17 protein-coding genes and 1 pseudogene are annotated in these 26,313 nt (G+C 44.7%); 9 read left to right on the forward strand and 9 right to left on the reverse strand.

Annotation, left to right across the window (positions count from 1 at the left end; translation table 11 throughout):
* Window positions 1–320: 320 nt before the first annotated feature.
* The 3 genes and pseudogenes from dps to ACXAGK_RS08605 all read right to left on the reverse strand — a co-directional run.
* On the reverse strand, window positions 321–830 hold the full coding sequence (dps, locus tag ACXAGK_RS08595) for a DNA starvation/stationary phase protection protein Dps (protein ID WP_014976104.1): 510 nt from the start codon (window positions 828–830) through the stop codon (window positions 321–323).
* Between the two features lie 259 nt (window positions 831–1,089).
* Window positions 1,090–1,965 (reverse strand): NAD(+) kinase, encoded by an 876-nt coding sequence (gene nadK, locus ACXAGK_RS08600; RefSeq protein ID WP_014948959.1) that lies wholly within the window; start codon window positions 1,963–1,965, stop codon window positions 1,090–1,092.
* A gap of 90 nt (window positions 1,966–2,055) precedes the next feature.
* Window positions 2,056–2,190: pseudogene (locus ACXAGK_RS08605) on the reverse strand (fatty acid cis/trans isomerase); the annotation flags it as partial.
* Window positions 2,191–2,288: 98 nt separating this feature from the next.
* Between ACXAGK_RS08605 and ACXAGK_RS08610 the strand changes: the two are divergent.
* On the forward strand, window positions 2,289–3,449 hold the full coding sequence (locus tag ACXAGK_RS08610) for an iron-containing alcohol dehydrogenase (protein WP_474855667.1): 1,161 nt from the start codon (window positions 2,289–2,291) through the stop codon (window positions 3,447–3,449).
* A 107-nt stretch (window positions 3,450–3,556) separates the two neighbouring features.
* Here ACXAGK_RS08610 and ACXAGK_RS08615 read toward each other — a convergent pair whose 3' ends face one another.
* From ACXAGK_RS08615 to ACXAGK_RS08630, 4 genes are all read right to left on the reverse strand, one after another.
* Window positions 3,557–4,324, reverse strand: coding sequence for a 3-hydroxybutyrate dehydrogenase (locus ACXAGK_RS08615; RefSeq protein WP_474855668.1), 768 nt, complete (start codon window positions 4,322–4,324; stop codon window positions 3,557–3,559).
* Window positions 4,317–5,393, reverse strand: coding sequence for an extracellular catalytic domain type 2 short-chain-length polyhydroxyalkanoate depolymerase (locus ACXAGK_RS08620; protein WP_474855670.1), 1,077 nt, complete (start codon window positions 5,391–5,393; stop codon window positions 4,317–4,319). The genes ACXAGK_RS08615 and ACXAGK_RS08620 overlap by 8 nt, the downstream gene beginning before the upstream one ends.
* Window positions 5,393–6,808: an E22 family MetX-like putative esterase gene (locus ACXAGK_RS08625; protein WP_474855672.1), complete on the reverse strand. Its 1,416-nt coding sequence runs from the start codon at window positions 6,806–6,808 to the stop codon at window positions 5,393–5,395. The genes ACXAGK_RS08620 and ACXAGK_RS08625 overlap by 1 nt, the downstream gene beginning before the upstream one ends.
* A gap of 104 nt (window positions 6,809–6,912) precedes the next feature.
* Window positions 6,913–8,208 carry a GntP family permease gene (locus ACXAGK_RS08630; RefSeq protein WP_474855674.1) on the reverse strand — a complete coding sequence of 432 codons (1,296 nt, stop codon included), beginning with the start codon at window positions 8,206–8,208 and terminating at the stop codon, window positions 6,913–6,915.
* 321 nt (window positions 8,209–8,529) lie between these two features.
* On the opposite strand from ACXAGK_RS08630, the gene ACXAGK_RS08635 reads away from it, so the two are divergent.
* From ACXAGK_RS08635 to ACXAGK_RS08645, 3 genes are all read left to right on the forward strand, one after another.
* Complete coding sequence (locus ACXAGK_RS08635) at window positions 8,530–10,908, forward strand: TonB-dependent receptor (RefSeq protein ID WP_474855676.1); 2,379 nt, start codon at window positions 8,530–8,532, stop codon at window positions 10,906–10,908.
* A 229-nt stretch (window positions 10,909–11,137) separates the two neighbouring features.
* Complete coding sequence (locus ACXAGK_RS08640; protein ID WP_474855678.1) at window positions 11,138–11,806, forward strand: response regulator; 669 nt, start codon at window positions 11,138–11,140, stop codon at window positions 11,804–11,806.
* Between the two features lie 220 nt (window positions 11,807–12,026).
* Window positions 12,027–12,917 carry an aspartyl protease family protein gene (locus tag ACXAGK_RS08645; RefSeq protein ID WP_474855680.1) on the forward strand — a complete coding sequence of 297 codons (891 nt, stop codon included), beginning with the start codon at window positions 12,027–12,029 and terminating at the stop codon, window positions 12,915–12,917.
* An 81-nt stretch (window positions 12,918–12,998) separates the two neighbouring features.
* On the opposite strand, the gene ACXAGK_RS08650 is transcribed toward ACXAGK_RS08645, so the two are convergent.
* Window positions 12,999–16,514, reverse strand: a complete 3,516-nt coding sequence (locus tag ACXAGK_RS08650) for a PAS domain-containing hybrid sensor histidine kinase/response regulator (protein WP_474855682.1) — start codon at window positions 16,512–16,514, stop codon at window positions 12,999–13,001.
* Between the two features lie 243 nt (window positions 16,515–16,757).
* A complete protein-coding gene (locus tag ACXAGK_RS08655) occupies window positions 16,758–17,861 on the reverse strand; it encodes an L-dopachrome tautomerase-related protein (protein ID WP_474855684.1) in 1,104 nt (367 codons plus the stop codon).
* Between the two features lie 372 nt (window positions 17,862–18,233).
* Between ACXAGK_RS08655 and grpE the strand changes: the two genes are divergently transcribed.
* The 5 genes from grpE to ACXAGK_RS08680 all read left to right on the forward strand — a co-directional run bounded on the left by grpE (window position 18,234) and on the right by ACXAGK_RS08680 (window position 26,296).
* Window positions 18,234–18,857, forward strand: coding sequence for a nucleotide exchange factor GrpE (grpE, locus tag ACXAGK_RS08660; protein WP_474807685.1), 624 nt, complete (start codon window positions 18,234–18,236; stop codon window positions 18,855–18,857).
* 116 nt (window positions 18,858–18,973) lie between these two features.
* A complete protein-coding gene (gene dnaK, locus ACXAGK_RS08665; RefSeq protein ID WP_334059203.1) occupies window positions 18,974–20,902 on the forward strand; it encodes a molecular chaperone DnaK in 1,929 nt (642 codons plus the stop codon).
* A 219-nt stretch (window positions 20,903–21,121) separates the two neighbouring features.
* Window positions 21,122–22,255, forward strand: coding sequence for a molecular chaperone DnaJ (gene dnaJ, locus ACXAGK_RS08670; RefSeq protein WP_015066791.1), 1,134 nt, complete (start codon window positions 21,122–21,124; stop codon window positions 22,253–22,255).
* Window positions 22,256–22,758: 503 nt separating this feature from the next.
* Window positions 22,759–23,241 (forward strand): c-type cytochrome, encoded by a 483-nt coding sequence (locus ACXAGK_RS08675; protein ID WP_474855686.1) that lies wholly within the window; start codon window positions 22,759–22,761, stop codon window positions 23,239–23,241.
* A 478-nt stretch (window positions 23,242–23,719) separates the two neighbouring features.
* On the forward strand, window positions 23,720–26,296 hold the full coding sequence (locus ACXAGK_RS08680; RefSeq protein WP_474807679.1) for an EAL domain-containing protein: 2,577 nt from the start codon (window positions 23,720–23,722) through the stop codon (window positions 26,294–26,296).
* Window positions 26,297–26,313 lie beyond the last annotated feature (17 nt).

The following is a 26,313-nucleotide window of genomic DNA, read 5'->3' on the forward strand; positions in this document are numbered from 1 at the left end:
GCTAAAATTAAGAAGGAAGCTAATAAAGGTAGAGAAATCAATGTTATAAGTTCTGATGGTTATGTGAGGTTATGAGTAACCTGCAGAAACGAAATTAATGAGAGTGCGTTTTTTTACAGAAATCTATACAGTACTAATCTAAGTGAAATTCGACAGCAAAAAGCCTATCTATGAAGAAAGCTAGCGAGCCAATACGTTGACTGCTGTAACGGTTTTTTAAAACTAAACAACAAAAAGGAGAGCCTAAGCTCTCCTTTAGAATTCCAACTTTAATTGAACTATAAATAGCCAGATAACTATATAATATTCAATAAAAAAGCTTACTGCTGCAACTCACCGCTTCCAGATTCAATGTGTGCGCGTACGAACCACTGAAACTGTTCTAGGTCTGCCAGCTGACCAGTGATCATATCTTCTGATACTGGGTCAATTTCACCAAGAAGCTCTAGCGCCTTTCTATGGTCGCCATTTACACCATCATATACAGCATCTAGTGCTTTAAGGTGGTCAAGTACTAGACCTTTTCCTAGTTCGTAATCGTTCCAGCTGCGACCTTCAACAATGGCTTTTGGTGTGCCTTTTGGTACGCCGCCTAACGTTGCAATACGTTCGGCAATGGTGTCTGTCATTTCGCGTACTGCATCTACCTGAGGGTCTAGCATTTCATGTACGCCAATAAAATTTGGTCCTACCACATTCCAGTGAATGTGCTTTAAGGTTAACTGTAAATCTAATAGTGCAACCAATCGCTGATCCAATACCTTAATTGTTTTGGCAGCAGCATCGTTATCCATTCCAGGGGCTGTAAATTTGATATTGGTGTTACTCATGATATCTCCTATTGAATGTAAATAAATCAGCACGATGTAAAACATCATAAGGGGCAAAATCTCACTTGCCCTGTGCCAACAACTTACCTAGACAGTTGCAACGGGTATGCCGAAATCTGAGAGTTTTATAAGTACACGTTTTTAATAGAGAAATAGGGGAAGATTAAAAAATCTTTATTTTTCAAGCCTGTAGCAATTAAGAAAATGCTACAGGCTAATGTAATAAATGCACATTAGAAAAGATAAATAGGGAATGAGGCTAGTAAAGCTTGCTGCCCCAACCTAACTTCTTGCGAAGTACGTTGAAATAGCTGTAACCCTTGGGGTGAACAAGATGAAGCTTGTCTACGCTCTTGTTAATGCGAATTTCATCGCCGGGCAGTACGGGTAGAACAATGTGGCTATCGCAACTTACTTGCAACGAGTCACTGTTTACCTTTGATACTTTCATTGATACCTGACTGTCTGCATCAACAACAATAGGGCGACTGCTCAGAGTGTGAGGAAACATAGGCACCAGCGTTAGTGCATCAAGCTTTGGCATAATGATAGGACCGCCGGCGGATAGGGAGTATGCAGTCGAGCCTGTAGGTGTGGCGACAATCAAACCGTCGCTACGCTGACTGAATACGAATTGCTCATCGATATAAATTTCAAATTCCATCATATGAGCAACTTTACCGTGATGCAGCACCACTTCGTTTACGGCAGAATTGTTACTTTTAAGCTTTTCGTGCCGATAAACTTCGACTTCAAGTAAGAAACGCTCTTCAACCACGCACTCACCATTAAAGATAAGGTCAAGCTGTTGAACGATATCATCAGGGTGAATATCTGTTAAAAAGCCAAGATTGCCGCGGTTTACGCCTACAACATGGATGTCAAAACGCGCCAGTACACGGGCGGCACCAAGCATGCTGCCGTCACCACCTACTACAACGGCAAGGTCAGCCTCTTTACCAATAGTAACAAGGTTACAGCTTTTGAAGTTTTCAGTTTCAAGCTCTTCAGCAATACTTTCCTCAACTAATAGTTTGCAGCCTTTGGCTAATAAATATTCGGCAAGAATATTTAAGCTGTCATGGGTTGCAGCGTGCTGAGGTTTTCCAATTAAAGCAACGGTTTGATAGGGCATGGAATGCTAATGTCCTTTCATTTCCAATGGTCGGACATTAGCACAGGTATTTTGCAAAAGAAAAGCGTAAAACGTTGCAGAGTGCAAGGTTTAGCGATCTTCTAATCGATTATAGTCGAGCAGGCCGCCTTCAATAGGGTAGTGCTCGCTAGACCACTGAATCAATTTGTCGCTAAAGGCCCAAAAATTAGGGTTTGTTCGGCGCATAGCGACATTGTCGAGCAGGCAGTCGGATTAAAGTGGTGATAACATTATTTTTACATTGTCATTGCTTTAAGCATGTCGGCAGGTATGCTTGAGAAAAGCAACCATAGGAGGGAAGCATGTCTCATCAAATTATTTTGCCAAGAGTGATGCATATAGGGAAGGGCGCGAGTCAGCGGGTGGCTGAAACCCTCAAAGGCCTTAACTGTCGCAAACCATTATTGGTTACCGATAAGGTGATGGTCGAATTGGGATATAGTGCTGCCATCGTGCAAGTGCTAAATGAGGCTGGAATCAGCGCAGATGTGTTTTCAAATACGGTGCCAGAGCCAACGGTAAAATCGATCAACCAGGGTGTGGATGCATTTAAAGGCAACGATTATGACTGCATTATCGCCTTAGGTGGGGGAAGCCCCATCGATAGCGCTAAAGCCATCGCTATTTTGGGCAAATACGGCGGCGAAATGCGAGACTACAAATTTCCAAGGGTTGTCGATGACGCGGGGTTACCGATTATCGCTATTCCCACAACGGCGGGCACAGGCTCTGAAGCAACGCGATTCACTATTATTACTGACGAAAACACAACAGAGAAAATGTTGTGTGTTGGTCTAGGGTTTATGCCAACGGCAGCTCTGGTCGATTATTCGTTAACCCAAAGCTTGCCAGCACGCGTTACCGCCGATACTGGCATTGATGCGCTCACTCACGCTATTGAGGCGTTCGTAAGCCGCAAAGCTAATCTTTATAGCGATGCACAGGCGTTATCAGCCATGGCATTAATTGCGCCTAATTTACGTACTGTATTTGCAGACCCAACAAATGAAACGGCAAGAGAATCAATGATGTTGGGCTCAACGCTCGCGGGTATTGCTTTTTCAAATGCGTCAGTGGCCCTTGTTCACGGAATGAGCCGGCCCATCGGTGCAGCCTTTCATGTGCCTCACGGCTTGTCTAACGCCATGTTGTTGCCCGCGGTTACCGCCTTTTCTATTCCAAGTTCACCAGTGCGCTATGCCCAATGTGCCCGCGCGATGGGTGTCGCTACACAAAGTGACTCAGATGAAATGGCGAACGAAAAGCTTATCAATGAACTCAAAGCACTTAATGCCGATTTACAAGTGCCCACGCCAGCAGAGTTTGGAATTGATAAAGAGACGTTTTTTGCTTCGACCTCAACAATGGCTGAGCAAGCTTTGGCATCGGGGTCACCGGGCAATAACCCCCGCGTACCCACCATTGAAGAGATGGTCGCCATCTATGTTTCGCTATGGGAATAATCTTTTTGCGAGATGCTAAAACGAAAAAAGACTGCGCCTTGCAGTCTTTTCAACAAGGAGGGAAACACCTACAACCACCAATCATAAAGCGTAAAATTCACTAACAGCTATCGCGCCGTCCAACCCCCGTCGAGCACCATGGTTTGTCCGGTAATATTGCGGGCACTAGCCGACATTAAGAAGCTCGCGGTATCTGCAAGTTCTTCAACGCTAACAAATTGCTTTTTAGGCATGGGTTCTAACATGATTTTTGTTATTACCTCTTCCTCGGTAAGGTTATTTTCTTTTGCCTGTGCTGTAATTTGTTGTTCTACCAAGGGGGTTTTAACATACGCAGGGCAGAGAGTGTTAATGGTTACATTACAGTCACCTGTTTCAAGAGCGATGGTTTTTGCAAAACCTAACAGCCCATGCTTCGCCGCTACATAAGCAGACTTATAGGGCGAGGCTACCAACGAGTGAATAGAGCCTACATTAATAATGCGCCCGTAGTTTTGCTGTCGCATTGTGGGCAAAAAAGCTTGGGTTAACAGAGCAGGGCCAACCAGCATTATGTTTATAAGCTGTTGCCACTTATCAGAAGGGAAGTCTTCTATACGAGAAACGTGCTGTATTCCTGCGTTGTTTATAAGCACATCTACGGTATGTTTTCCCAGTACCTCAGGTAGCGCTGCAACTTGCTCTGCATTGCACACGTCTACCGCCACTGCGCTGGCCGAACCGTCCAAGTACGCAAGCTTGGTCACGGCGTCTTTCGCCGCCTGTTCGTTGATGTCGGCGATGATCACATGATGACCTTGTTTCATCATTGACTCAGCGATACCAAAGCCAATGCCGCTTGCGCCGCCTGTAATAAATATTGTGCGCTTAGTCATTGTTACTTCCGTTTGATTTATTTAATGAAGGGGCACTATTTAATGAAAACAGCAGTTGTTTTACTGCCCTTATTTGCGCACCGTCTCTGTTCGCATAATCGCTAGATGCATAGCCCCACCAATCCCAACAGCCTTGTGGATTTAACGGCATAAATAACGACTTCTTAGTTTGCGGATAAAGCACAACAATATTGTTGTCGTCAGCCCATTCATTCAGACCGGTCTGGGTGGTGTAGGCATCGCCAACGGCATCGGCATACTGGTTACAGCCGTGGAAACTAATATGGGCTCTGCAGGGCTCGCCTTGTGCACAGCTTTCAGGTACATACACAAAACCTTCACTTGCTAATGTTTTAGCATCGCTACCGGCTACATTTTGCTGGTCTATCGAATGCACTTTTCCCGACAAATTATCATCAGGAGCTGAAATATCTTCAATAAGATGGGAAAGCAAAGCGCCTGCGGCATCATAGTCGCAGTTCCCAATGAAGGGGCTCTCTGATTTCATGCAGTTGACGCCATTGTTTTTGGTAGGAAACAAATGTGCCATGGGTTTATCGTTGATATAGGCAATATTTTGAGTGTCTGTCCACAATTTGTATTGCTCAAACAATAAGTCGCTGACTTGTGCAATCACTCTGGTGTCTTGTGTGCCGTGGAAGAGCCAGACTTTTGCGTCTTTCATATTAGAAAGCGACGCAATTTTTCCCTCAGTTTCATACTGTTTGGCTTTTTCGTTTAGCGTATCAAGGTTAATTTCTCCCTCTACCTTATTCACGCATTGTGCGAGGGCGGTGGTTATATCACCTTTTGCACAAAAGTAGGGGCCGCCAGCAATGACACCAACGCCTTTCACCCAGTCGCTATGTGCTAGTTGAAATTGTGTTGCCATGTAACCGCCTGAGGACAAGCCAGACACGGTGACATTCTTTAAATCGAGGGTAAGCAAAGGAACATCACCTTGTGCTGATGACTCTGCGCTGAAACTTGGCGAACTAAAGCTAAGCGCGCCAACGCTTAATAAAGAAAGCCACATTGCGCGGCGTAAAAAGGGTTTAGGTTTCATCATTACATTGCTGCCTTATCATTTTCTAAAAATTGGCGAATGGCCTGTGCTTGAGCGGATATGTTAGTCACTCCTTCTAAATGCCCTAATTTGCCATCTAGCGTAACTAATGTGCTGTCGATATCAGTTGAAATAAGCTCTTGGTGTGCACTTTGAGATAAGTAGGGCATAAGAAGCAAATCAGTTTGGGCTGGAATAAACAGTGTTTTTGCTTCGATAGACGCCAACCCTTGCTTTAGGCTGCCTTTATGCCCGGCAACAAAAAGCTGGCAAGCGCGTACTAAGTATAAAAGGTGGTTGGCATCCATTTGTTGAGCGCGAGCTTTTGCTCGTTCGCGAAGCCAGCTTACAATACTGTGTGACTGGCGTATGTCATTAAGCGGCGCCGACTCAACATTTTTAAAATCCAATGTGTTGCCTTGTTCATTGAAAAACGAAGGGGTAAGAGCATTTTGCGTAATTAACATAAGCGAGGCCGCTAAACCATCAAGGGGAGCTTCTTCTTTGTTGTAATCACCGTTGTTCCAGTTTTTATCAAGCGTTATTGGCGTAGCCCAGTGCTCTAATGCCGCAGTAGTCCAAGCATCGCTTTGACCTGCGCCGATAACAGAAATCATACGTTCAACCCAGTCTGGGTAAGCGCTCGCCCAATCGATAGCCTGCATAGAGCCCATAGAAGGCCCAATAACCGCGTACAATTTGCCAATACCTAAGCTTTCAAGCAGTGCTTTTTGAACGTTTACAAAGTCACGTATGGTGACAACGGGAAAGTCCAGGCCATAAGGTTTTCCTGTATCTGGATTAATTGATGCTGGGCCTGTGGTGATTACGTTCGGGTCGTAAGCGTTTAAGTTGACTAGTGTGTTTACGCTTATTACATAAAAGCGGTCTGTATCAATGGCCTTGCCGGGGCCGATAATACTATCCCAGTAGCCTGGCGCTGAATCGTTTTCGTCATACTTTCCCGCTGCATGAGAAGAGCCTGAAAAATAGTGGGTAATAAGTATAACATTACTCTTTGCGTCGTTTAGAGTTCCGTATGCCTCCCAACCTACTTTCACATTTTTGATTTCTTTACCGCCAAAGGTTGTAAAGTGAGGCATTTCAAAAACGCGTTTTTTTACGATCAGCGAAGCGCTTGGCAAGGAAGAAACGGGCTCAGAAGTAGGTGCTTTTGAAGAACTGAGCAATGGCGATTTATCTTCGGATTCGCCAGCAATACCCTGACAATGTACCGTCAACATGAGCGTGGCAAATAATCCCACTAATGCGCGTTGCTTTTTAACAAAATACATCTCAACCAAATTTGCTAGTGCTAACTGTTTAACTTGTCTTGAGTCGGGCTTTTTCAATAGCGTGTTGATGCCTTTGCTCTTATTCCACACTAACGTGGAAGTAAGTGTCTTTTTCCAATTCATACTCTCTTATCCTTTTCTCAGGCCGCATTTTTACATGGCAATGTTTTGTAAGAGTGACCTTTAAATCGTGGGGCCTTCGGCCATATCGTTGGCTTTGACTAATGCTACATAAAGCTAAACAAGCCAATTGCCATTGCCAAACCAATAACAGGCACCACTACAGTGAGCGCACCCACCGCCCAGTAGGCAGCCTGATGGGTTTCGTTACAAATAGCGCGTATGGTAGTGACCACGTAACCATTGTGAGGTAATGAATCTAGTGCGCCTGAAGATATAGATACAATTCTATGCAGCTGCTCTGGTTCTACGCCTTGGTCAAGATAATGCGGAGCTACCAAGGGTAAGGCAATGGCTTGTCCGCCGGATGCGCTGCCGGTTAACCCTGCAATAACGCTTACTGCAATGGCGGCACCAATGAGCTCGTTACCAGGAATTTGGGTCATAAGCGCTACCGTTGTTTGAAACGCTTCAGTGTTTTTTGCAATGGACCCAAACCCTACAACAGCGGCGGTGTTACCTATGGCAATCAATGCCCCGGTCGTACCCGCATTTATGGCAACCGGTAAACTGTGAAAATGTTTGTAGTTAATAGCCAGCAAACACAATACGCCGCCGCCTAACGCCAGAATAAGCGCAAGCTGAGCGAGTTCTTCATGGAATAGAAACGAAATGACTAACACCACGACTAACGGCACAATTCCGGTAAGCGGGTGGGGGAGCGCTCTGTCTCGCACTTCAGGGTCGCTTGCTCTGGCCTCGAACTCCTCGCCGTTATTTACCGCTTTTCTAATCATTTTAGCCAGCCACCAGTAGCCGAAGCATGCCATGAAAATGGCGACGACAAGGCTAACTTCCCACGCGGCAAAAGGGGAGGTGCCCAAATACTTTATAGGTATCCAGTTTTGGATTTCCGGCGAGCCCGCCGAGGTCATGGTAAAGGTTACCGACCCAAATGCCATAGCTGCAGGTATGAAGCGACGGGGTAGGTTGGCATCTTTAAACAAACTCACCGCCATTGGGTAGACGGAAAACGCCACAACGAACACGCTGACACCGCCGTAGGTCAAAATAGCGCAAGCTAGCACAACCGCTAATACTGCGCGTTTGTAACCAATTTTGGTGATGATCCAGCGAGAAACAGCATCTGCCGCCCCTGTGTCTTCCATGAATTTACCGAATAACGCACCAAGTAAAAACATAAAAAACCAAGAGGCGATAAAGCCAGAGAAGCCACTCATATAGGTTTGAACGAAATTCACGTCGCCAGTGAACACGCCAATATTGTTGGTGATGGCAACCACAAGCGCACACAAAGGTGCAGCAATAAAGAGGTTCATTCCGCGTATTGTCAAAACAATAAGCAACAACAGACCGCCTACTAAGCCAATCATACTTAACATAGTTATCATTCCTTAAAAAATCTGTGACCGCAGATGATCCGAAACAGTTAAGTCGATTAAAGATTTGCCTACACCCAAAACCACAAAGTGTATGCGAATCAAGTAAAAAGCATTCATAACAGACATAAAGTTTGACGTTACTTTAATCAAAATCCCATAGTACGATGGTACTACATACTATTAACATTTAATTAACTAAAGTGGTTTTGACCGTAGGCAGTACATCCGACAGTGACGTGAGCCTGCTGACCTTTGAGGTACAGCATTTGCGATACAGCAAAGATCAATAGGCCCTAGAACTTAGAACAACAAGGACTCACTATGTCTAAATCAACACACACAAATGGCTTGGTTTCACCTTACCAATTATATCCAGCTGCTGTTAGCACAGCAGAACGCAAAAGAACTTCAGTTAAACACCCTATGCGCAGCCTATGTGCCCTAGCGGTGGCTAGCGTTTTAAGTACAGCGCCCGTATTTGCTCAGGATAGTCAAGCTAATGCCGATGCCGAAGAGCAAAAAGGAAAATTAGAACGCATTGAGGTGACAGCGCGAAAAACCGTAGAATCGCTACAGGAAACGCCGGTTGCAATCACATCTATTGGTGCGGTTGAACTTGGCGAAAAAGGGATTAGCGTGCTGACTGAAGTGCAGCAGTTTTCGCCTAACACTACGCTACAAACCAGTCGTGGTACTAACTCAACTCTAACAGCATTTATTCGCGGATTGGGTCAGCAAGACCCTCTATGGGGCTATGAACCAGGCGTAGGTATTTATGTTGATGATGTTTATATTGCTCGCCCTCAAGGGGCCGTGCTTGATTTACTAGACGTGCAGCGTATTGAGGTGTTACGCGGTCCACAGGGGACACTTTACGGAAAGAATACGATTGGTGGCGCGGTTAAATACGTTACGAAGGAAATGACCGGCGATACGCAGATGAACGTTGAAGCTACGGTAGGCAGCTACAGCCAGCGGGATATCAAAGTGACAGGTCAAATACCATTGATTGAAGACACGGTGTATCTAGGCGTGGGTTATGCGAACTTAAACCGCGACGGCTTCGGCGAGTATCTGGTAAGCGCGTTGCCCAATCAAGATAAAGAGAACTATAACAAAGATCTCTGGGCAGCCCGTGTAACGTTAGAAGTTCATCCGAGTGAAGATTTGTTTTTCCGTATTGGCTGGGATAAGACCGAAGATACGTCAAATGCGAAAGGTGGCTACCGTCTAATTCCAAGTATTTTAACCGATGCACCCGTGCCTGATTCGGTTTTCGATTCTTATACCAGCTTACCTACATGGAACAAAGTCGAGTTAGAAGGCTATAACTGGCTGGCACGATACAGAGTGAATGATGATTTAGAGCTAAAATATATTGGTTCACACAGAGAAAGTTATTCACCTACCAACATTGATTTCGACAACACGCCTCTGCCTATTTTTGATGTGCCGGCAGAATATGATGACAGTAATGATACTCACGAGATTCAAGCGAACTATACCGGGAACGCGTTCAGCTTAGTGTCAGGGCTTTATTTTTACGATGGTGAGAGCTGCGGTAATTTTGATGCAATTTTAGGTGTGTTAGGGCAGGCGCTCGGTGCACCGGGTTTGACGCGAGAAGTGACAGGCTGCAATAACTCAGAAAGCTGGGCTGCTTACGCACAAATGAATTACGACGTTACCGACAAGCTATCGCTTTCACTTGGTGCCCGATACACCGATGAAGAGAAGACGGCTTTTGTAAATAACGGTTTGGTATTCGCCAACGTTTATCCTTATACCGACTGGATTGATGGGTACGTGCGTCCCGACGGTCAATTAGTGCCTCAAGTACTTGGGACAGACACTGATGGCGATGATGTGTTTGATGCGCCTGCGGTAGAGAGTTGGTCGCGCTTTACCCCGCGAGTGGGCGTTGAGTATCAAATGGACCGTAACACCATGTTCTTCGCAAGCTATTCACAAGGCTTTAAATCGGGCACGTTTAACCCTCGTGCTCAGACTAACGAGCCTGGTGTTGAACCAGAAGTCGTTGACAGCTTCGAGGTGGGTGTGAAGAGCGACTTAACCGACGCACTTCGTATGAATATCACATTGTTCTCATACGACCACAAAGATCGTCAGTATATTGGTGTAGAAGGGGATTTATCTGATCCAACAGCCCTAGATCAGCGACTGCGCAATGCTGCAGAAACGGCCGCAAAAGGTGCCGAGTTGGAGATGACGTGGGTGGCCACCGATAACCTTCAGTTTGACGCTGCTTACGGCTATATTGATTTTGAAATTAAGAAAAACAATGCCATTCCTCCGTTGATTGGCCTAGCGAGTACGCCTGAGAATACCTTTAATTTTAATGCCAACTACTTGCTAGAGACGAGTTTTGGGGATATTACCTTCAACGCCAACTACTATTATCGTGATGATTACCTTATCTTTGAAACCAGCGATCTTATCCAACAAGATGCCTATGGTATGGTGAACTTAAGCGCGCGTTGGGAAAGTGTGGAAGGCGACTGGTATGCTGGACTACACGTCAAAAACCTGACCGATGAAGAATATCTGGTTGGCGGTTATGACTTTGTCACACAAGACGGTGAGGGTAACTTCGGGCCAGGTCTTGGTGGCGATACCACACTTATCGGTTATTACGGTGACCCGCGTACAGTTCACCTTACGGTAGGTTATCGATTCTAAATGGTATGTTCTGAAGAAAAGTGGCAACACGTTTCACGCCTAGGCCATTACGCTTAGGCGTGCTCACTTTTGCTCGACCTCTGTCGTTTGTGTTGGCCGGCGGATATATCGAGCAGTGAAGGGCGTGGTGCGGAGCCTTACTCAATAACAGATGCGCCAATAAGATTAACCTTTTTTTACCGGCGTGGTAGTATGTTGATTAACAAGGTAGTTACAAGTTGATAGCATTATGTCTGTGAAAATCTTGATTGCTGACGATCATCCTCTGTTCAGAGCTGCGATGTGCCATGCGTTAGCTAGTGTGGAGCATATCGAACTTGTAGAAACCTCCACGTTCCCCGATACGCTCACTAGTCTTGAAGAAAATGACGACATCGATCTGCTTTTCTTAGATCTCACTATGCCAGGCAATGAAGGGTTAAATGGCCTTGCTGAGGTACATGCGCTCTATCCTGATGTACTTGTTGTTGTTATTACCGCACAAGAAGAGCCTGATGTTATGGCAAAATCGTTTGCGTTAGGCGCAAGTGGTTTCATACCCAAATCAGCTTCGGTCGATTGCATTATCGACGCGGTTAGTACAGTGTTAGACGGTGAAACTTGGATACCGCCCACTGTTCCCATAGCATCGGCGACGATGCCAAACGCCTCTGCATCGAACGTGAATGGCCACTCTGGCCAAGATGATTTCACAAACCGATTAAAGCAACTTACCCCTCACCAACTTAAAGTTTTGCGAATGGTATCAGACGGCTTGCTCAACAAGCAGATTGCTTACGAACTGGCCATTTCTGAGTCTACCGTTAAACAGCATGTATCTGCAGTATTGAGAAAGCTTGGCGTTATTAACAGGACCAAGGCTGGCATCGCATTTAAAAATGCTATGCACTTAAATTAAGCACACTAGAACATGAGAAGTTAACAAAGACGCCTGAGAACTTTTTTCAATAAAAAGCGCCTCGTTTGCAATTAAAAGCCTGGCGTTTTTCTTCGGTAATCGTAAATTTCTTGCTTTAAATAGCTACTTTATAATGCAATTCATCGTGTTAAATCGACCTGAATTCATTCTTGTGATAGCGTAAAAAAAAGGATTAAATTACTAACATAAAAGGATATTTATGATTCGCTTAATTTTACTTTCCCTCCTTTTTAGTTCTTACAGCGCATTAAGTGCAGTAACGGCATGGACAGATTTCACGCTAGATAATGGTCACGTGTTTCTGCCTGTCACCATTGAAGGTATCGAGTCTCGGGTTATGCTGGACTCTGGCGCTCAGATAAACAGTATTAATCGCGCGTTCATCGGCAAGCACGAGTTGGACCTTGATAAAGGGCGCCCAGTGAATGTTAAAGGTGTCTATGATGTAGAGAGGCGTAACGCTTATAACAATGTAAGCGTTGAGATGTTTGGCACTGGTTTCGAGTTAGATTCACTCGTCGAGACCAGCCTGGGTCATCATTCCAATGGCATGTTGCTGGGTGCAGGCTTCTTTAACAATTTTATCGTCCAGCTAGATTATCCGCACAGAAAAATTCGTTTGGTCACCCGTGATTCACTGGATATGAGAGAGGTTGAAAACGTTAATGCCGACTCCCAACAGGGAAGCGGTATGCCTATCGCACAAGTAGAGATAAACGGTGTAGCTTTGTGGTTGCTTGTCGATACTGGAAACTCAGGCACAATTCTAATTGACCGACGCGCAGCATCAAAGGCTGGGTTGCTAGACAAAGTGGAAGGCGCAAGCACTTCGTTTGGAGCAAACAGCTCTGGCGTAAATGAGTTTGCTACGTCTGATGTGGTGAAGTTTGGTCCCTATGAGATTGGTGACGTAAAGATCAGTTTTCCTGCTAAAGGGCAAAAAACAAACTTAGAGAGTCAATACGAAAGAACGGGTAGCCGGATAGGTGGAAAGCGGGTAGTAGGCTTAATTGGCTATGATTTGTTGAAGGATTTTGTTGTAACGCTAGATTATCGATACGGTAGACTTCATATCGCGTTGCCGCAGTAGCATTGACGTACCTTGTTCTACTAACTAGTAAGAAATTTTATTTATCTGTGATTTGAAATGAACAGATAGAATCGTCCTCGGTTAAACGAGGGATTGTTTGAGCAGCCGCTTAAATGCTGCTGGCTTTAAAGGTTTTGGCAGATAGCTAAATTGCTGCTCTGCCGCTTCTTCTCTTATGTCATTACTTCTGTTGGCTGTGACCAAAATCTTCAAGGTAAAACTCACTTTGTTTTCAGAAAGTATTGCTGAAACGTCAAAACCGGTTTCACCATAATTTAGGTGATAATCGGCAATGAGCACATCAAAGTGTTGGTGCGAAAAGCTCGATGCCTCTGTTCCGCTCGCTATCAATGTCGTACTTCCTCCCCAGTCTTGCAGCAGAGTACACATTGCATTTGCTACTTGCTCGTCATTTTCTACAAGCAGAAAACGCGTGTTCTTCAAAAATGCGTTATTATTTTTACTCGTTGAATTTAGCGGTGATGTTTGCTGGGAGCGCGAGTTGATAGGAGGCGATTTGCTACCTAAGGCACGTTCTACAACGTTTGCCGGATTATTTGGTCCATTTGCTGAGTTAACTGGTAACACCGAGTTTTTTGATAAAGTATCAGCATAAATAGTGCTGCTTGGACGCACAGTGGATAACAAGCATTCGCTTTGATTTACTCTGGAAATAGCCACACTAAAACAGCTTCCTTGATTCGGCGATGAAGCCAGTCCGACTTTATGACCTAGTAGTCGGCATATCTTATCCACAATAGTCAGGCCTAAACCAATCCCTTCGCCTTTACTATTGCTTTCAAGTTGGTGAAATTCGCTAAAAATCTCATGTTGTTGATTAGGTGCAATACCAGAACCTGTATCATATACGCAAAGCTTTATGGTTGGTTCTGCGTCTGAACAGTGAGCGCGTCTAACGCCAACTAGTACGCTGCCCTTTGATGTGTAGCGCACTGCGTTGGACAGCAAGTTTTGAATCACCCGGCGCAATAGAACTTTGTCTGAATAGATGATGACTGCGCTCGGTATATACCTCAGCTCAATACCTTTCTGCTTGGCAATGACACCGAACTCTTGTACCAGCGATGACAGCATTTCATCGATGGGAAACGCGGTCTTTTGAGGTGTAAGCACGCCAGCGTCTAATTTTGTCATATCAAGCAGCATAGAAAGTAAGCTTTGTGCGTTATCTAGTGAATTCACGACGCCTTCAGATAAGGTGGCCAATTCACTGCCTTGCGTCTTTTTACTGAGCATGCTGGCAAATAATGTAGCGGCGTTAAAGGGCTGCATGAGGTCGTGTCCCGCTGCGGCAAGAAATTTAGTTTTACTCTCATTGGCCTTATCAGCTTGAAGCTTTGCTTCTTCTAATTCAGCGGTGCGAAGGGCAACTCTTGCCTCCAAATCCTCTTTTGCGCTTTCTAGTTCCCTTTGTATTGCCATGTATTCGGTAATATCGCTGTAAGTGGTTACGTAACCCCCGCCAGGAAGGGGGGCACCATTCAGCTCTATGACTTTACCATCAGGCTGCCTTCTAATATGTTTATGGCGGGTGCCCTCTAGCATGTAGCTCACTCGCTTATCAATTGATGAGGGGCTAAATAAGCCTCGTTTGGCGTTGTAACTCAGTATGTCGGTAATTGGCATGCCTGCTTTTAAAAAGCCTTTGGGGTAGGCGAAAAGTTCCACATAGCGCTCGTTCCATGCCAATAGCTGCAGTTTGTCATCAAGTACACTAATACCCTGTTCGATATTTTGTACCGATGACTGAAGTACTTCGTGGTTGAATTGAAATGATTGGGACGCTTCTTCTACCCAATCAACCAATTCGGGCAAGCTATCACTGCCGGTATCTGCAATGGCGCCGAGTAATATTCGCGCGCTGGGCGCACCCACTTGGGCGGCAAGCAGCTTGTTCACTCTGTCAATAAGAGCCTGACTGGCGTATCCGTTGCTCGAGGCGCGGTTAACATCCACAGAAAGCTGCTGCACAAGTTGACTGTGAGTACTGGTATCAAGGACACGTTCGGTAAGCGCTATTAAATCACGAACTTTTACGAGTAGATGAGGAGCACCGTCATGCGTTGTCTCAACATTATTCTGTTTAGCGCCTCGGTTTGATGTGATCAGCGCTACTGCAATAAAGGTTATGCAGTTTGCCATTAATGCATAAGCAAAACCCAGACCTAAAGCTTGGTCAGTAGGTACTGGGTCAAAATAGTAGCTAGACATTAAACTGGGGTAGAGCAGAAACACAGCCCAACACATAAAGCCTACTAGCAATGCGCAAATAGCTGCAGTTTTAGTACTCCTTTGCCAGTAAATACCAAACATAAGTGCAGGCATGCATTGCCCCAATAAAGCAATAGCGATAACACCACTTTTCACCAAAGGCGCAGCTTGGCTAATATTTAAGTGATACCACAGTGCTATGCTAAGTACGATTAAAACGGTAAGCCGCCGAATAGAAAGAATTTTGCTTGGCTCCATTGAGCGACTTGGAGAGGTTTTCAGTCGCGCCTTCAGCCAGAGAGGCGTGACCACATTGTTTGAAATCATTATTCCTAGGGCTAGGGTAGCTACAATTACCATACTAGTGGTAGCCGATAACCCCCCAATAAAAGCAAAACCTGATAGGGCGATGTTTTCGGTAAATAAGGGCAGGGCGAGTACGTAGGCATCTGAACTTGTTGTTGCCGGAAGCAGCATTTTGCCTGCAAGGGCGATGGGGATAATGAACAACGTCATACCGAACAAGTAAAGTGGAAACAGCCACCTTGCAGTACGAAGCTCGCTCTCACCGTTTTGTTCAACAAAGTTCATGTGAAATTGTCGTGGCAGTACAAACATAGAGCAGACGCCAAGAACTACGTGTGATGCATAAACCCAAGGAGCACTATCTGCGTAGATGACGTCCCTGGCACTGTCATTTAACGAGGCGTTAGATATTAAATCTAATGCGCCATCGAATAAAAAGAAGCAAACAAAAACGCCTACTGCCAAAAGCGCCACAAGCTTTACCACCGACTCGAAAGCAATGGTTAGAAGTAATCCAGGATGCTTTTCCGTCAAGTTTAGCGTACGCGTACCAAAAGTTATGGCAAATATGGCGAGCAAACCGGCCACGTAAATGCTTAACCAAGGCGTTGTGGTTTGGGGTTCGCCTGTAAGTAGGTTAATAGACTTTGTTATAGCGTCTAATTGAAGGGCTATATAGGGCACAACACCAAAAAAACACAGTAAAGTAATAAGTGCAGCAATTAAATGAGAGTGCTGGTATTTGAGCGAGATGAGGTCGGCTAAAGAGCTGATATTATGCTGCTGGCATAGCCTGCTTATACGAAGCACCACAGGAAAGGCAAATGCCATGGTGAGCATAATGCCTAAATAAGTGGGGATAACCGCCCAGCCATATTGGGTGGCTTGCGATGTGGTGCCGAAAAAAGCCCAAGATGTGCAGTGCACACCTAAACCAAGGCTATAAAGTACGGGGTGCTGTCGATTATCACGTAAATATCTGTCACCCCAAAATGCTAAAGCAAAAAGCGCGAGAAGGTAGAAACCGACGATAGCGCCAACCGTCCATATACTTAGCATAGGTAGTCCGTGTAGTAGATAGTTTATGCAGTTGGACGCACAAATTAGTGCTCTCAAAAACTTATTTTCTTCTTACATTTACATTAACACGGTTTTCACATCTGGCACATCTTCCAGTTTTCTCACATAAATTCAGTTATTAGTAAAAGTGAGGGGCTGATTGCCCCCCCCCCGAGATAATTAGGTGTGATTAGGTGTAATTAGGTGTGGTTAGGGATAATAAGCTTTATTCTCTCACTGTATTTATTGCTCAAAGCGGAAGCGATAAAGCACATAGGGTGGCTTAGCGTTACCTAGCCCTTGGCTGAAAGCTGGGTGCTGATGCAGCTGGTCTTGAGTGACGTAAACATAACCGTTACTTGTTGCAAGGCTATCGGGCCAAGACAGGCGCTTATCTTGAATAAGGGTTTGATACTTTCCTTTAGTCGTTAACCCAACCGCGTTATTTTCTAAATCGGTGGCTAACACGCCGCCTCCTGGCGCTAGTGCAATACCGTCGCTCGGGTTTTTTGGGCCAAATACCTGAATAGATTTCTCTAGTTCATTGTCTGATAGCGACGTGTCGCCGATAGCGGATGTTGATATTTGATAAATTTTGGTGCCAGTGAACGCGCCAAAGTAAAGCGTGTCAGAGGCTGGGTCTAACGCTATTGGATTTAAACCAAATTTAAGCGGACTTGGCTTACCATCATCGGTTTTAGAGGCAAGTAGCGATGCTTCAATAACAAGTTCTCTATCTTCAGGCATAAGATAAGAAGCGCTTTCTAATACGCGCTTAGATTCGCCCGTCTCGGTGTCTACGACAATAATTGCCGGCTTTGTTGCACCAGCAAAGTTGCCAAATGTCATATCTGCGATATAAATTTTGTTGTGCTTTTCATCAATAACAAAGTCTTGAACAAACGAATTTGCTTTAAGTGCTTTGCTATCAAGTTCAATGGTTTTCACCAAAGCATTTTCATTGCTATCCCACGCAACGAGTTTGGCTGGTGAGGTTTCACTTCCCATGTCTAGCATCCAGACAATGCCTTGACTATCGCTGTGTATACCAATAACGGCACTAAAGCCCACATCACCACTTTCTGGGCCATCTGCCCAATCTAAATTAGGGAAGGGTTGTTTAGTACCATTGGCCATTACCTCAACAACCTTTAGCTTTGGGTTATCAAGCGGGTGCATACTAATGAGTAATCGGCCAGATGGAGTAATGGTAATACCTGCGCCTCTTGCGTCTTCAAATGTGGTGACAGGCTCTAATGGGCCTACTTCAGTAGCAGCGGAGGCCACGCCGTTTAACATGCTTAGCCCAACAGTGGTAGCGATAACAAGTTGCTTTAATTTGATCATCTCTCTTCTCCAATTTTTGGTACGGGGTAAAAAAGTCGGTACAGCTCAATTGCGACTGGCAGGAGAAGTGTAGAGATATAATTTGCAAACAGTAACAGGCTTGTTTTTGAATCTTTATCAAAAACTATTTGATAATGAAAGTGGGAAGCGAGAATTCAGGACGCTTCGTTTTAAACACATCACTCAGAGTCCTGAGTAGTTTTTATATTAAAACTAAAATTTCTCAGTATTTTTTAAAATCGTCCACAAAATTATTGTGGATACCCTTGATCACCTTAAAACTAGCCCCATAACTAAGCGCAACGAAGTTATTCCCAGTAATTTTAATGTTATTGGGCATCGCCTAATTAAGAAAAACGTTTGGAGGTAGGCATGAGCGATAATCGCGACGTGCAGGCAGAACAAGAAAATACAGTAGATGAGACTGTAATTAATGCTGATGAAGCGCAGGTAGAAGCATCAGAAGCAGAAGGTGTAGAGCTAGACGAAAATGCGCAGCGCATTTACGAACTAGAAACCGCACTTTCTGAGGCGCAAGCAACCATTAAAGAACAGCAGGATGGTGTACTTCGCGCGCGCGCAGATGCTGATAACGCACGTCGTCGCGCTGAAGGCGAAGTAGAAAAAGCGCGTAAATTCGCGCTTGAACGTTTTGCTGGCGAATTGCTTCCGGTTATCGACAACCTAGAGCGCGCTATCGAAATGACCGATGGTGACAATGAAGCTGTGAAGCCGCTTTTAGAAGGTGTGGAAATGACCCACAAAACTTTCTTAAGCACTATTGAGAAATTTGGATTAAGCCTTATTGATCCGCAGGGTGAAACCTTTAACCCTGATTTGCATCAAGCTATGTCGATGCAAGAAAGTGCAGACCACGAGCCAAATACAGTAATGGCTGTGATGCAGAAAGGTTATCAAATTAATGGTCGCTTGCTTCGTCCTGCCATGGTTATGGTATCGCGTGCACCAAGCGACGGTGTGGATACGCAGGCCTAAGACGCTTTTTGCGACGAACACACAAAAATGTCAGTTTTTTTACTGGCATCTATTGAAAAGACGGGGAATAACCCCACTAAAAGTACAGTATTAAGAAAATCATTCGGAGACACGAAATGGGTAGAATCATTGGTATCGACTTAGGTACAACGAATTCATGTGTCGCAGTTCTAGACGGCGACAAACCTCGCGTAATTGAAAACGCGGAAGGCGATCGTACAACACCTTCAATCATCGCATACACAAACGATGGTGAAACACTTGTAGGTCAATCAGCGAAGCGTCAGGCGGTAACTAACCCTGAAAACACCCTATTCGCTATCAAGCGTCTTATTGGTCGCCGTTTTCAAGATAAAGAAGTACAGCGCGACATCGACATCATGCCTTTCAAAATCGTAGGTGCTGATAACGGTGATGCGTGGGTAGAAGCTAAAGGCGAAAAAATGGCGCCTCCTCAGGTTTCTGCTGAAGTACTTAAAAAAATGAAGAAGACCGCTGAAGACTACCTTGGCGAAGAAGTAACTGGCGCAGTAATTACTGTTCCTGCTTACTTTAACGATTCTCAGCGTCAAGCAACTAAAGATGCGGGCCGCATCGCAGGTCTTGAAGTTAAGCGTATCATTAACGAGCCGACAGCTGCTGCTCTTGCTTACGGCATGGATAAGAAGCAAGGCGATAATGTTGTTGCGGTATACGACTTAGGTGGTGGTACCTTCGATATCTCTATCATTGAAATTGACGAAGTAGATGGCGAGCACACGTTTGAAGTACTAGCGACTAACGGTGACACGCACCTTGGTGGTGAAGACTTCGATAACCGTGTTATCAACTACCTAGTTGAAGAGTTTAAGAAAGATCAAGGCATCGACCTACGTAAAGACCCGCTTGCAATGCAGCGTCTTAAAGAAGCCGGTGAAAAAGCGAAAATCGAACTTTCTTCTTCACAACAGACAGAAGTTAACCTGCCTTACATCACGGCTGATGCAACAGGTCCTAAGCACTTAGCGATTAAGCTTACTCGTGCGAAACTTGAGTCTTTGGTTGAAGACCTAGTGAAAAACTCGCTTAACCCACTTAAGCAAGCACTAGCTGATTCAGACCTATCTGTAGGCGATATCAACGACATCATCCTTGTTGGTGGTCAAACGCGTATGCCGCTAGTACAGAAGTATGTAACTGAGTTCTTCGGTAAAGAGCCACGTAAAGACGTTAACCCTGATGAAGCAGTAGCGGTAGGTGCGGCAATTCAAGGTGGTGTACTTTCTGGTGACGTTAAAGACGTACTACTTCTAGACGTTACTCCTTTGTCTCTAGGTATCGAGACAATGGGTGGCGTAATGACTGCGCTTATCGAGAAGAACACGACGATTCCAACGAAGAAGTCACAAACGTTCTCGACAGCTGAAGACAACCAGTCTGCGGTAACAGTACACGTACTACAAGGTGAGCGTAAGCAATCAAGCGGCAACAAGTCTCTTGGTCAGTTCAACCTTGAAGGCATTCGTCCAGCAGCGCGCGGTGTGCCGCAAATCGAAGTTACTTTCGACCTAGATGCTGACGGTATCCTACACGTGTCTGCGAAAGATAAAGACACAGGTAAAGAGCAGAAGATCACCATTAAAGCTTCTTCAGGCCTAAGCGATGAAGAAGTGGAAAAAATGGTAGCTGACGCGGAAGCGAACAAAGAAGCGGATGCGAAGTTTGAAGAGCTAATTCAAGCGCGCAACCAAGCTGATGGCATGGTCCACGCTACACGTAAGCAGCTTGAAGAAGTTGGCGATGCACTAAGTGCAGAAGACAAAGCGCCAATTGAAGAAGCCCTTACTGCGCTAGAAACAGCGTCTAAAGGCGAAGACAAAGCGGAAATCGAAGCGAAAACGCAAGAACTTATTCAGGCGTCTAGCAAGCTGATGGAAGCGGCGCAAGCTCAACAAGCAGCAGCTGGTGGCGCGGAAGGCGCTGAGCAGCAAGCTTCTTCTGGTCAAGCAAACGATGACGTTGTTGACGCAGAATTTGAAGAAGTGAAAGACGACGACAAAAAGTAAACTGTTGTGATTAGCCCGGCGCGCCGGGCTGTGTAAGCAGTTCAGGCGCAACAGGATATTCTTGTTGCGCCTTTGTTGTGTAAATAACTTGGTGTAAAAAGCTTAGTTTAAATGACCTTGCGTTATTAAAAACCTAATCAGGTTATTTTCACAACAGTCAGATGTAGATTCGACAAGCATTACAAGCTTGTCGACAAAAAAGTAGGATATGTAAACGATATGTCGAAACGAGACTACTACGAAGTACTCGGGGTAGATAAAAGCGCGGGCGAACGTGAAATTAAAAAAGCGTATAAAAAGCTTGCGATGAAATATCACCCTGACCGTACGCAAGGCGATAAAGGCCTGGAAGATAAGTTTAAAGAAATCCAGGAAGCCTACGAAATTCTGTCAGATTCGCAGAAGCGTGCAGCATACGACCAATACGGCCACGCAGGTGTTGATCCAAACCGCGGTGGCGGCGGCTTCGGTGGTGGTGCCGACTTCGGCGATATCTTTGGCGATGTTTTTGGTGATATCTTTGGCGGCGGTGGTCGCGGTGGACGTCAGTCGCGTGCTCGTCAAGGTTCAGACTTACGTTACAACCTAGAGCTAAGTTTAGAAGAAGCAGTTCGCGGTAAGAGCGTTGATATTCGCGTACCTACGCTGGTCGAATGTGACGTGTGCGACGGTTCAGGCGCGAAAAAAGGTTCTTCACCTAAAACCTGTCCTACTTGCCACGGCAACGGTCAGGTTCAAATGCGCCAGGGTTTCTTTGCTGTACAGCAAACTTGTCCGACATGTTCAGGTAAAGGCAAGATTATTGAAGATCCTTGTAACAGCTGCCATGGCCATGGTCGTAAAGAAAAGACCAAGACCCTTAACGTTAAGATTCCGGCAGGCGTAGACACAGGGGATCGTATCCGTCTTTCTGGTGAAGGCGAAGCGGGTGAGAACGGTGCACCAGCAGGTGACCTGTACGTTCAAGTGCATGTTCGTGAACACGACATCTTCCAACGCGACGGCAACAACCTGTATTGCGAAGTACCGTTAAGCTTTACTACAGCAGCCCTTGGTGGCGAGTTAGAAGTTCCTACTTTGGACGGTAAAGTTAAGCTGAAAATTAGCGCTGAAACGCAGACTGGTCGTATGTTCCGATTACGCGGCAAAGGCGTTAAGTCTGTTCGAAGCGGCGCTATGGGCGACTTGATGTGTAAGGTTGTGGTTGAAACACCAGTTAACTTATCATCGCGTCAAAAAGAGCTACTTCAAGAGCTAGAAGAGTCTATGGGTAAAGCTTCGAGCAAGCACAGCCCCAAAGCGCAAGGCTTCTTCGATGGCGTGAAGAAATTCTTTGACGACTTAACTAACTAGTTTTTTGTACCTATTAAGTTTCAAAAGCCCTCGTTTAGAGGGCTTTTTTGTATCCGAGTATATGTTTTCTACCTCTGCAACTTGTTAGGACGATTTCGCCTTATAAACGAAATAATTTCGAGTGTCTGTCCGAAACTATACTTTGTGAGAGTAGGGCGAGTGTCTGTCCGAAACTGTACTTTGTGAGAGTAGGGCGAGTGTCTGTCCGAAACTGTACTTTGTGAGAGTAGGGCGAGTGTCTGTCCGAAACTGTACTTTATGAGGGTAGGGTGAGTGTCTGTCCAAACCTGTACTTTGTGAAGACGAAGTAAGTGGGTGTCCCTTTGTCATTCGAATATTTATTAAAACCAAGGTTACCCGCGGCTAATCCCTTGAAAGCGTTTGTTCACCGTTAAATTTCTTGCGCTAAAACCAACTATTCGTCACGATAGGTGTATAAGTAAAAGGTAAAATATCTGCAAACGAAAAAGTAGATAACCAGTAATTAAAAAAAGGGAACAGGCATGAGACTTTTCAATAAAACGATGATCGTAGCAGCTACCGTTGGCGCAGTGATGTCAGGTTCAGCGTTAGCTGAAGTAACTGAAGCTTCTTCTGAAAAACACGCTAAAGCAGCAACTCAGTACCGCCAGGCGGTTTTTCAATTAGTTCGTAGTAACATGGGCCCGTTGGGCGGTATGGCAAAAGGCGCGCTTCCATTCGATGAAAGCGTAATGCAAACCAACGCTGTACGCCTTGAACAACTTGCTGACATGATGGGCGACTATTTAGCTGTCGATACACGTAAATTTGACGTAGAGACGGGTGCGAAAGATGAGATTTGGGAAAACTTCTCAGATGTAGAAAAGAAAGTGATGGCACTTAAAACGGCCGCACAAGGTCTACAGGCTGCAGTGGATGCAGGCGACGAGAGCGCGTATCGCGGTGCTATAGGTCAAATCGGTGCAAGCTGTAAGTCTTGCCACGATGACTACAAAAAAGACTAAATTTTAGGTGCTGTTGACGTCAGTGTTCTATCACTGCTCAACAGCACTTGTTCTCTTAGCATCTATTCTGTTAACACCTACTTTTTGAACATCTCACCTTTCGATAAGCGTGCTGAGGCTTGATAATATTCTAATAATTGTTTTATAAATCTTCGACAAGTAGCAGACGTTAACTTTCTCACTCTTTATTTCGCCTCTTCGGCTTAATCTTTTTTACCTCCCCACGGCTACAAAATGCTGGAAATTTGTACAATTTTTGTCTATGTTGGTGAATGAAAAGCCAACATATTAATAACTCATATTCACGATAAATGTCTTACCTACAAATGTATTAAAACAGCATTTACTAATAAGGTAACGTGTCACTGTTGGAAAATAACGAAGCGCAAAAGCGCAAACAACACTCTACCCATCTGGTTAAATAAATGGGGGAGGTGCTTTTGTATGCGAGTAATATTGTTTTCGAGGACCTAATTAGATGGATTTACGCAGTGAGCGCATGCTTTCCACAATGCGCACAACGCAGAATAGTATTTCTGCGTTATTAACTGAAAATAGGGATAAAATAGAGTCACCGTGTATATTATTGGTTTCGATAAACCCAAACAGTGGCCGCGCCACCGTTATTGCAAGCGATAGTGAGCACTCAGAAATTGAGTCACATCACATCGTTTTCCCGCCCCATACATTACTCATGCTGCCTTTAACACCGATGAGCGCACCATTACCGGCAAGAGAATTCACCTTGCCCCAATCACTTGAGCATTTTCGTGAACAATATGTCGTTGTGGCGTCGGTAAGAGATATGCAAAATGACGTGTTGGGGGTTGTGCTTACATTTGTGAGAAACAGCAACCTAATTGGACATCAACATACCTACATAGATATTCTGCGCCAGAAGGTCGAATTAAACTACCTCTATGAACTTGCTAGGCATCCTTATTCAGATAAGTTGTCAGAGCAGTTGTCACTCCTTGAAGAGGTAAGCGCTATTTCAAAAGTAGGGGCGTGGCAAATAGACAGGTTCACTGGCGCGTTTTCTTCAACTCAAATAATGAAAAGCCTGCTGGGACTGCTGCATTCAAAAAGCGTTAACCTACAAGATGTGCTCGAAGTTATTTCATTTGAAGACAGAGATAACCTTAAACAACGAATTCTCAAAGCGATTAAGAAACAAAGGCACTTTGCAAAGCATCTCACTATTTCCGATAAACAAGGGCGAACTAGAAATATAAAGCTAACCGTATTTTTACAGATTGAGCGTCAGACTAATTTTGGCTTAAAACTTACTCGCTTATATGGTGTCGTGCAGGATGAAACAGAAACGCAGAGACTTTCTGATTCACAACATAATTATACAGACTATCTAACAAGTATCTTAAATGGTGTTGATAGCGTGGTTCTCAGCATTGATAAGAATGGCACCATACTGTCGGCAAACGAACAGGTTATCTATGTATTGGGGTTTCAGCCGGAAGAGTTAATAGGGCAAGATATCAAGCTTCTAGCGACGAAGGTTCAAAATAGTGACGGGCCTTCCTCCTTGTTAAATTTAGACGAAGGCGTTGCACGTTGCTGTAAGGTTGAGACCATAAACGAGTGCATACGTCACAAAAACGGTAAGAGAATAGCGTGCGATGTAAGCTTAAAAGCATGCACGGTACATAACCAAGACTTAGTCATAATAAGCATACGAAGCGTTTCAAACTTGCATTTTGAAGTAGACCGCTTTAAACAGTTAGCGTTAACAGACCCTTTGACTGGACTGGCTAACCTTTATCATTTAGAGCAATACCTTTTAGATAAAGCTGCATTAGCATCGTCTGAGAAGGCGCTATCTGTGTTTATTCGGGTTAGCATTGTCAATGTTAAAGAGTATGAAGACGCATTTGGAGAACCCACAGTTGACTACATCTTGCGTATATTAGCTAGCCGCTTTGTGCGTGCTTTTGACGTCAATAGGCAGCTTGAAGTGAGAGTATTTAAATACGATCGCGGCAACTTTGTTCTTCACTTAGAAAATTATTTTAAGGACGACCATACGGCGAAAAATGCGGCTCAGCAGTGCGCTCATTATCTCAGAGATAACGTGTTGGCCCCTATCACTCTACACAACAGTTCACTGGCTATCGAGACCAAAACAGTGAGTTGTGCTATCCCCCCAAAGTACTTTTCCTTCAAAAAAGTAAAAGAGCTATTGTCTAGAAAGGCCTGCAATGAAGATATTGTTTATTTAGACGATGAGAGAGAGCACACTTATTTACATATCGATGGTAGCGACATAGACCGCTACAACTATATAAAGCATTCCTTAAATAGAGCTATTGCCAACAATGAGTTATTCGTTGAGCTTCAGCCTCAATATTGTAGTAGTGGAAACTTAGTAAGCTCTGAAGTGTTGCTTAGATGGAACCATCCTCACCTTGGCTTTGTTACGCCGGCGGAGTTTATCCCTATTGCTGAACAGAACGATTTTATTGCCGACATTGGATTATGGGTTTGTAATGAAGCTTGTAAATTATTAAGCGAATGCCACGAGAAGAGTGTAAACACTAAGCTATCAATCAATATAAGTGCGAAGCATTTAGCGCGGGCTGACTTTGTCAGCAAATTTGTAGCAATAGTAAATAGGTGGAGGGTGCCACACAAGTGTCTAAAACTTGAATTGACAGAAGGCGCTCTGATAAAAGGCGTTAACATAATACAGCGCCGAGTAAGAGATTTAGCCCAACAGGGGTTTAGTTTATCTATTGATGATTTTGGTATTGGTGATTCAAACCTTAACTCACTGCAAGCGCTTCCAATTAATGAGCTCAAAGTTGACAAAGTTTTTATTGAAGCAATAGAAGATTCGAAAGAAAAAAACGTGTTTGTTACAAATATTTGCAACATGGCAAGGGCGTTGAAGCTTGATACCGTGGCAGAAGGTATAGAAACCACAGGGCAATTAAACGAAGCAAAGGCTTGTGGATGTAGCGCTTTTCAGGGTTATTACTTAGATAAGCCGATGAGCATAGGTGATTGGCGCGATAAATTCGTCGATGCTCAGAACTAGTTGCCCGTGGGGAAAAC

Source organism: Alteromonas sp. ABM1_013, assembly GCF_056160505.1.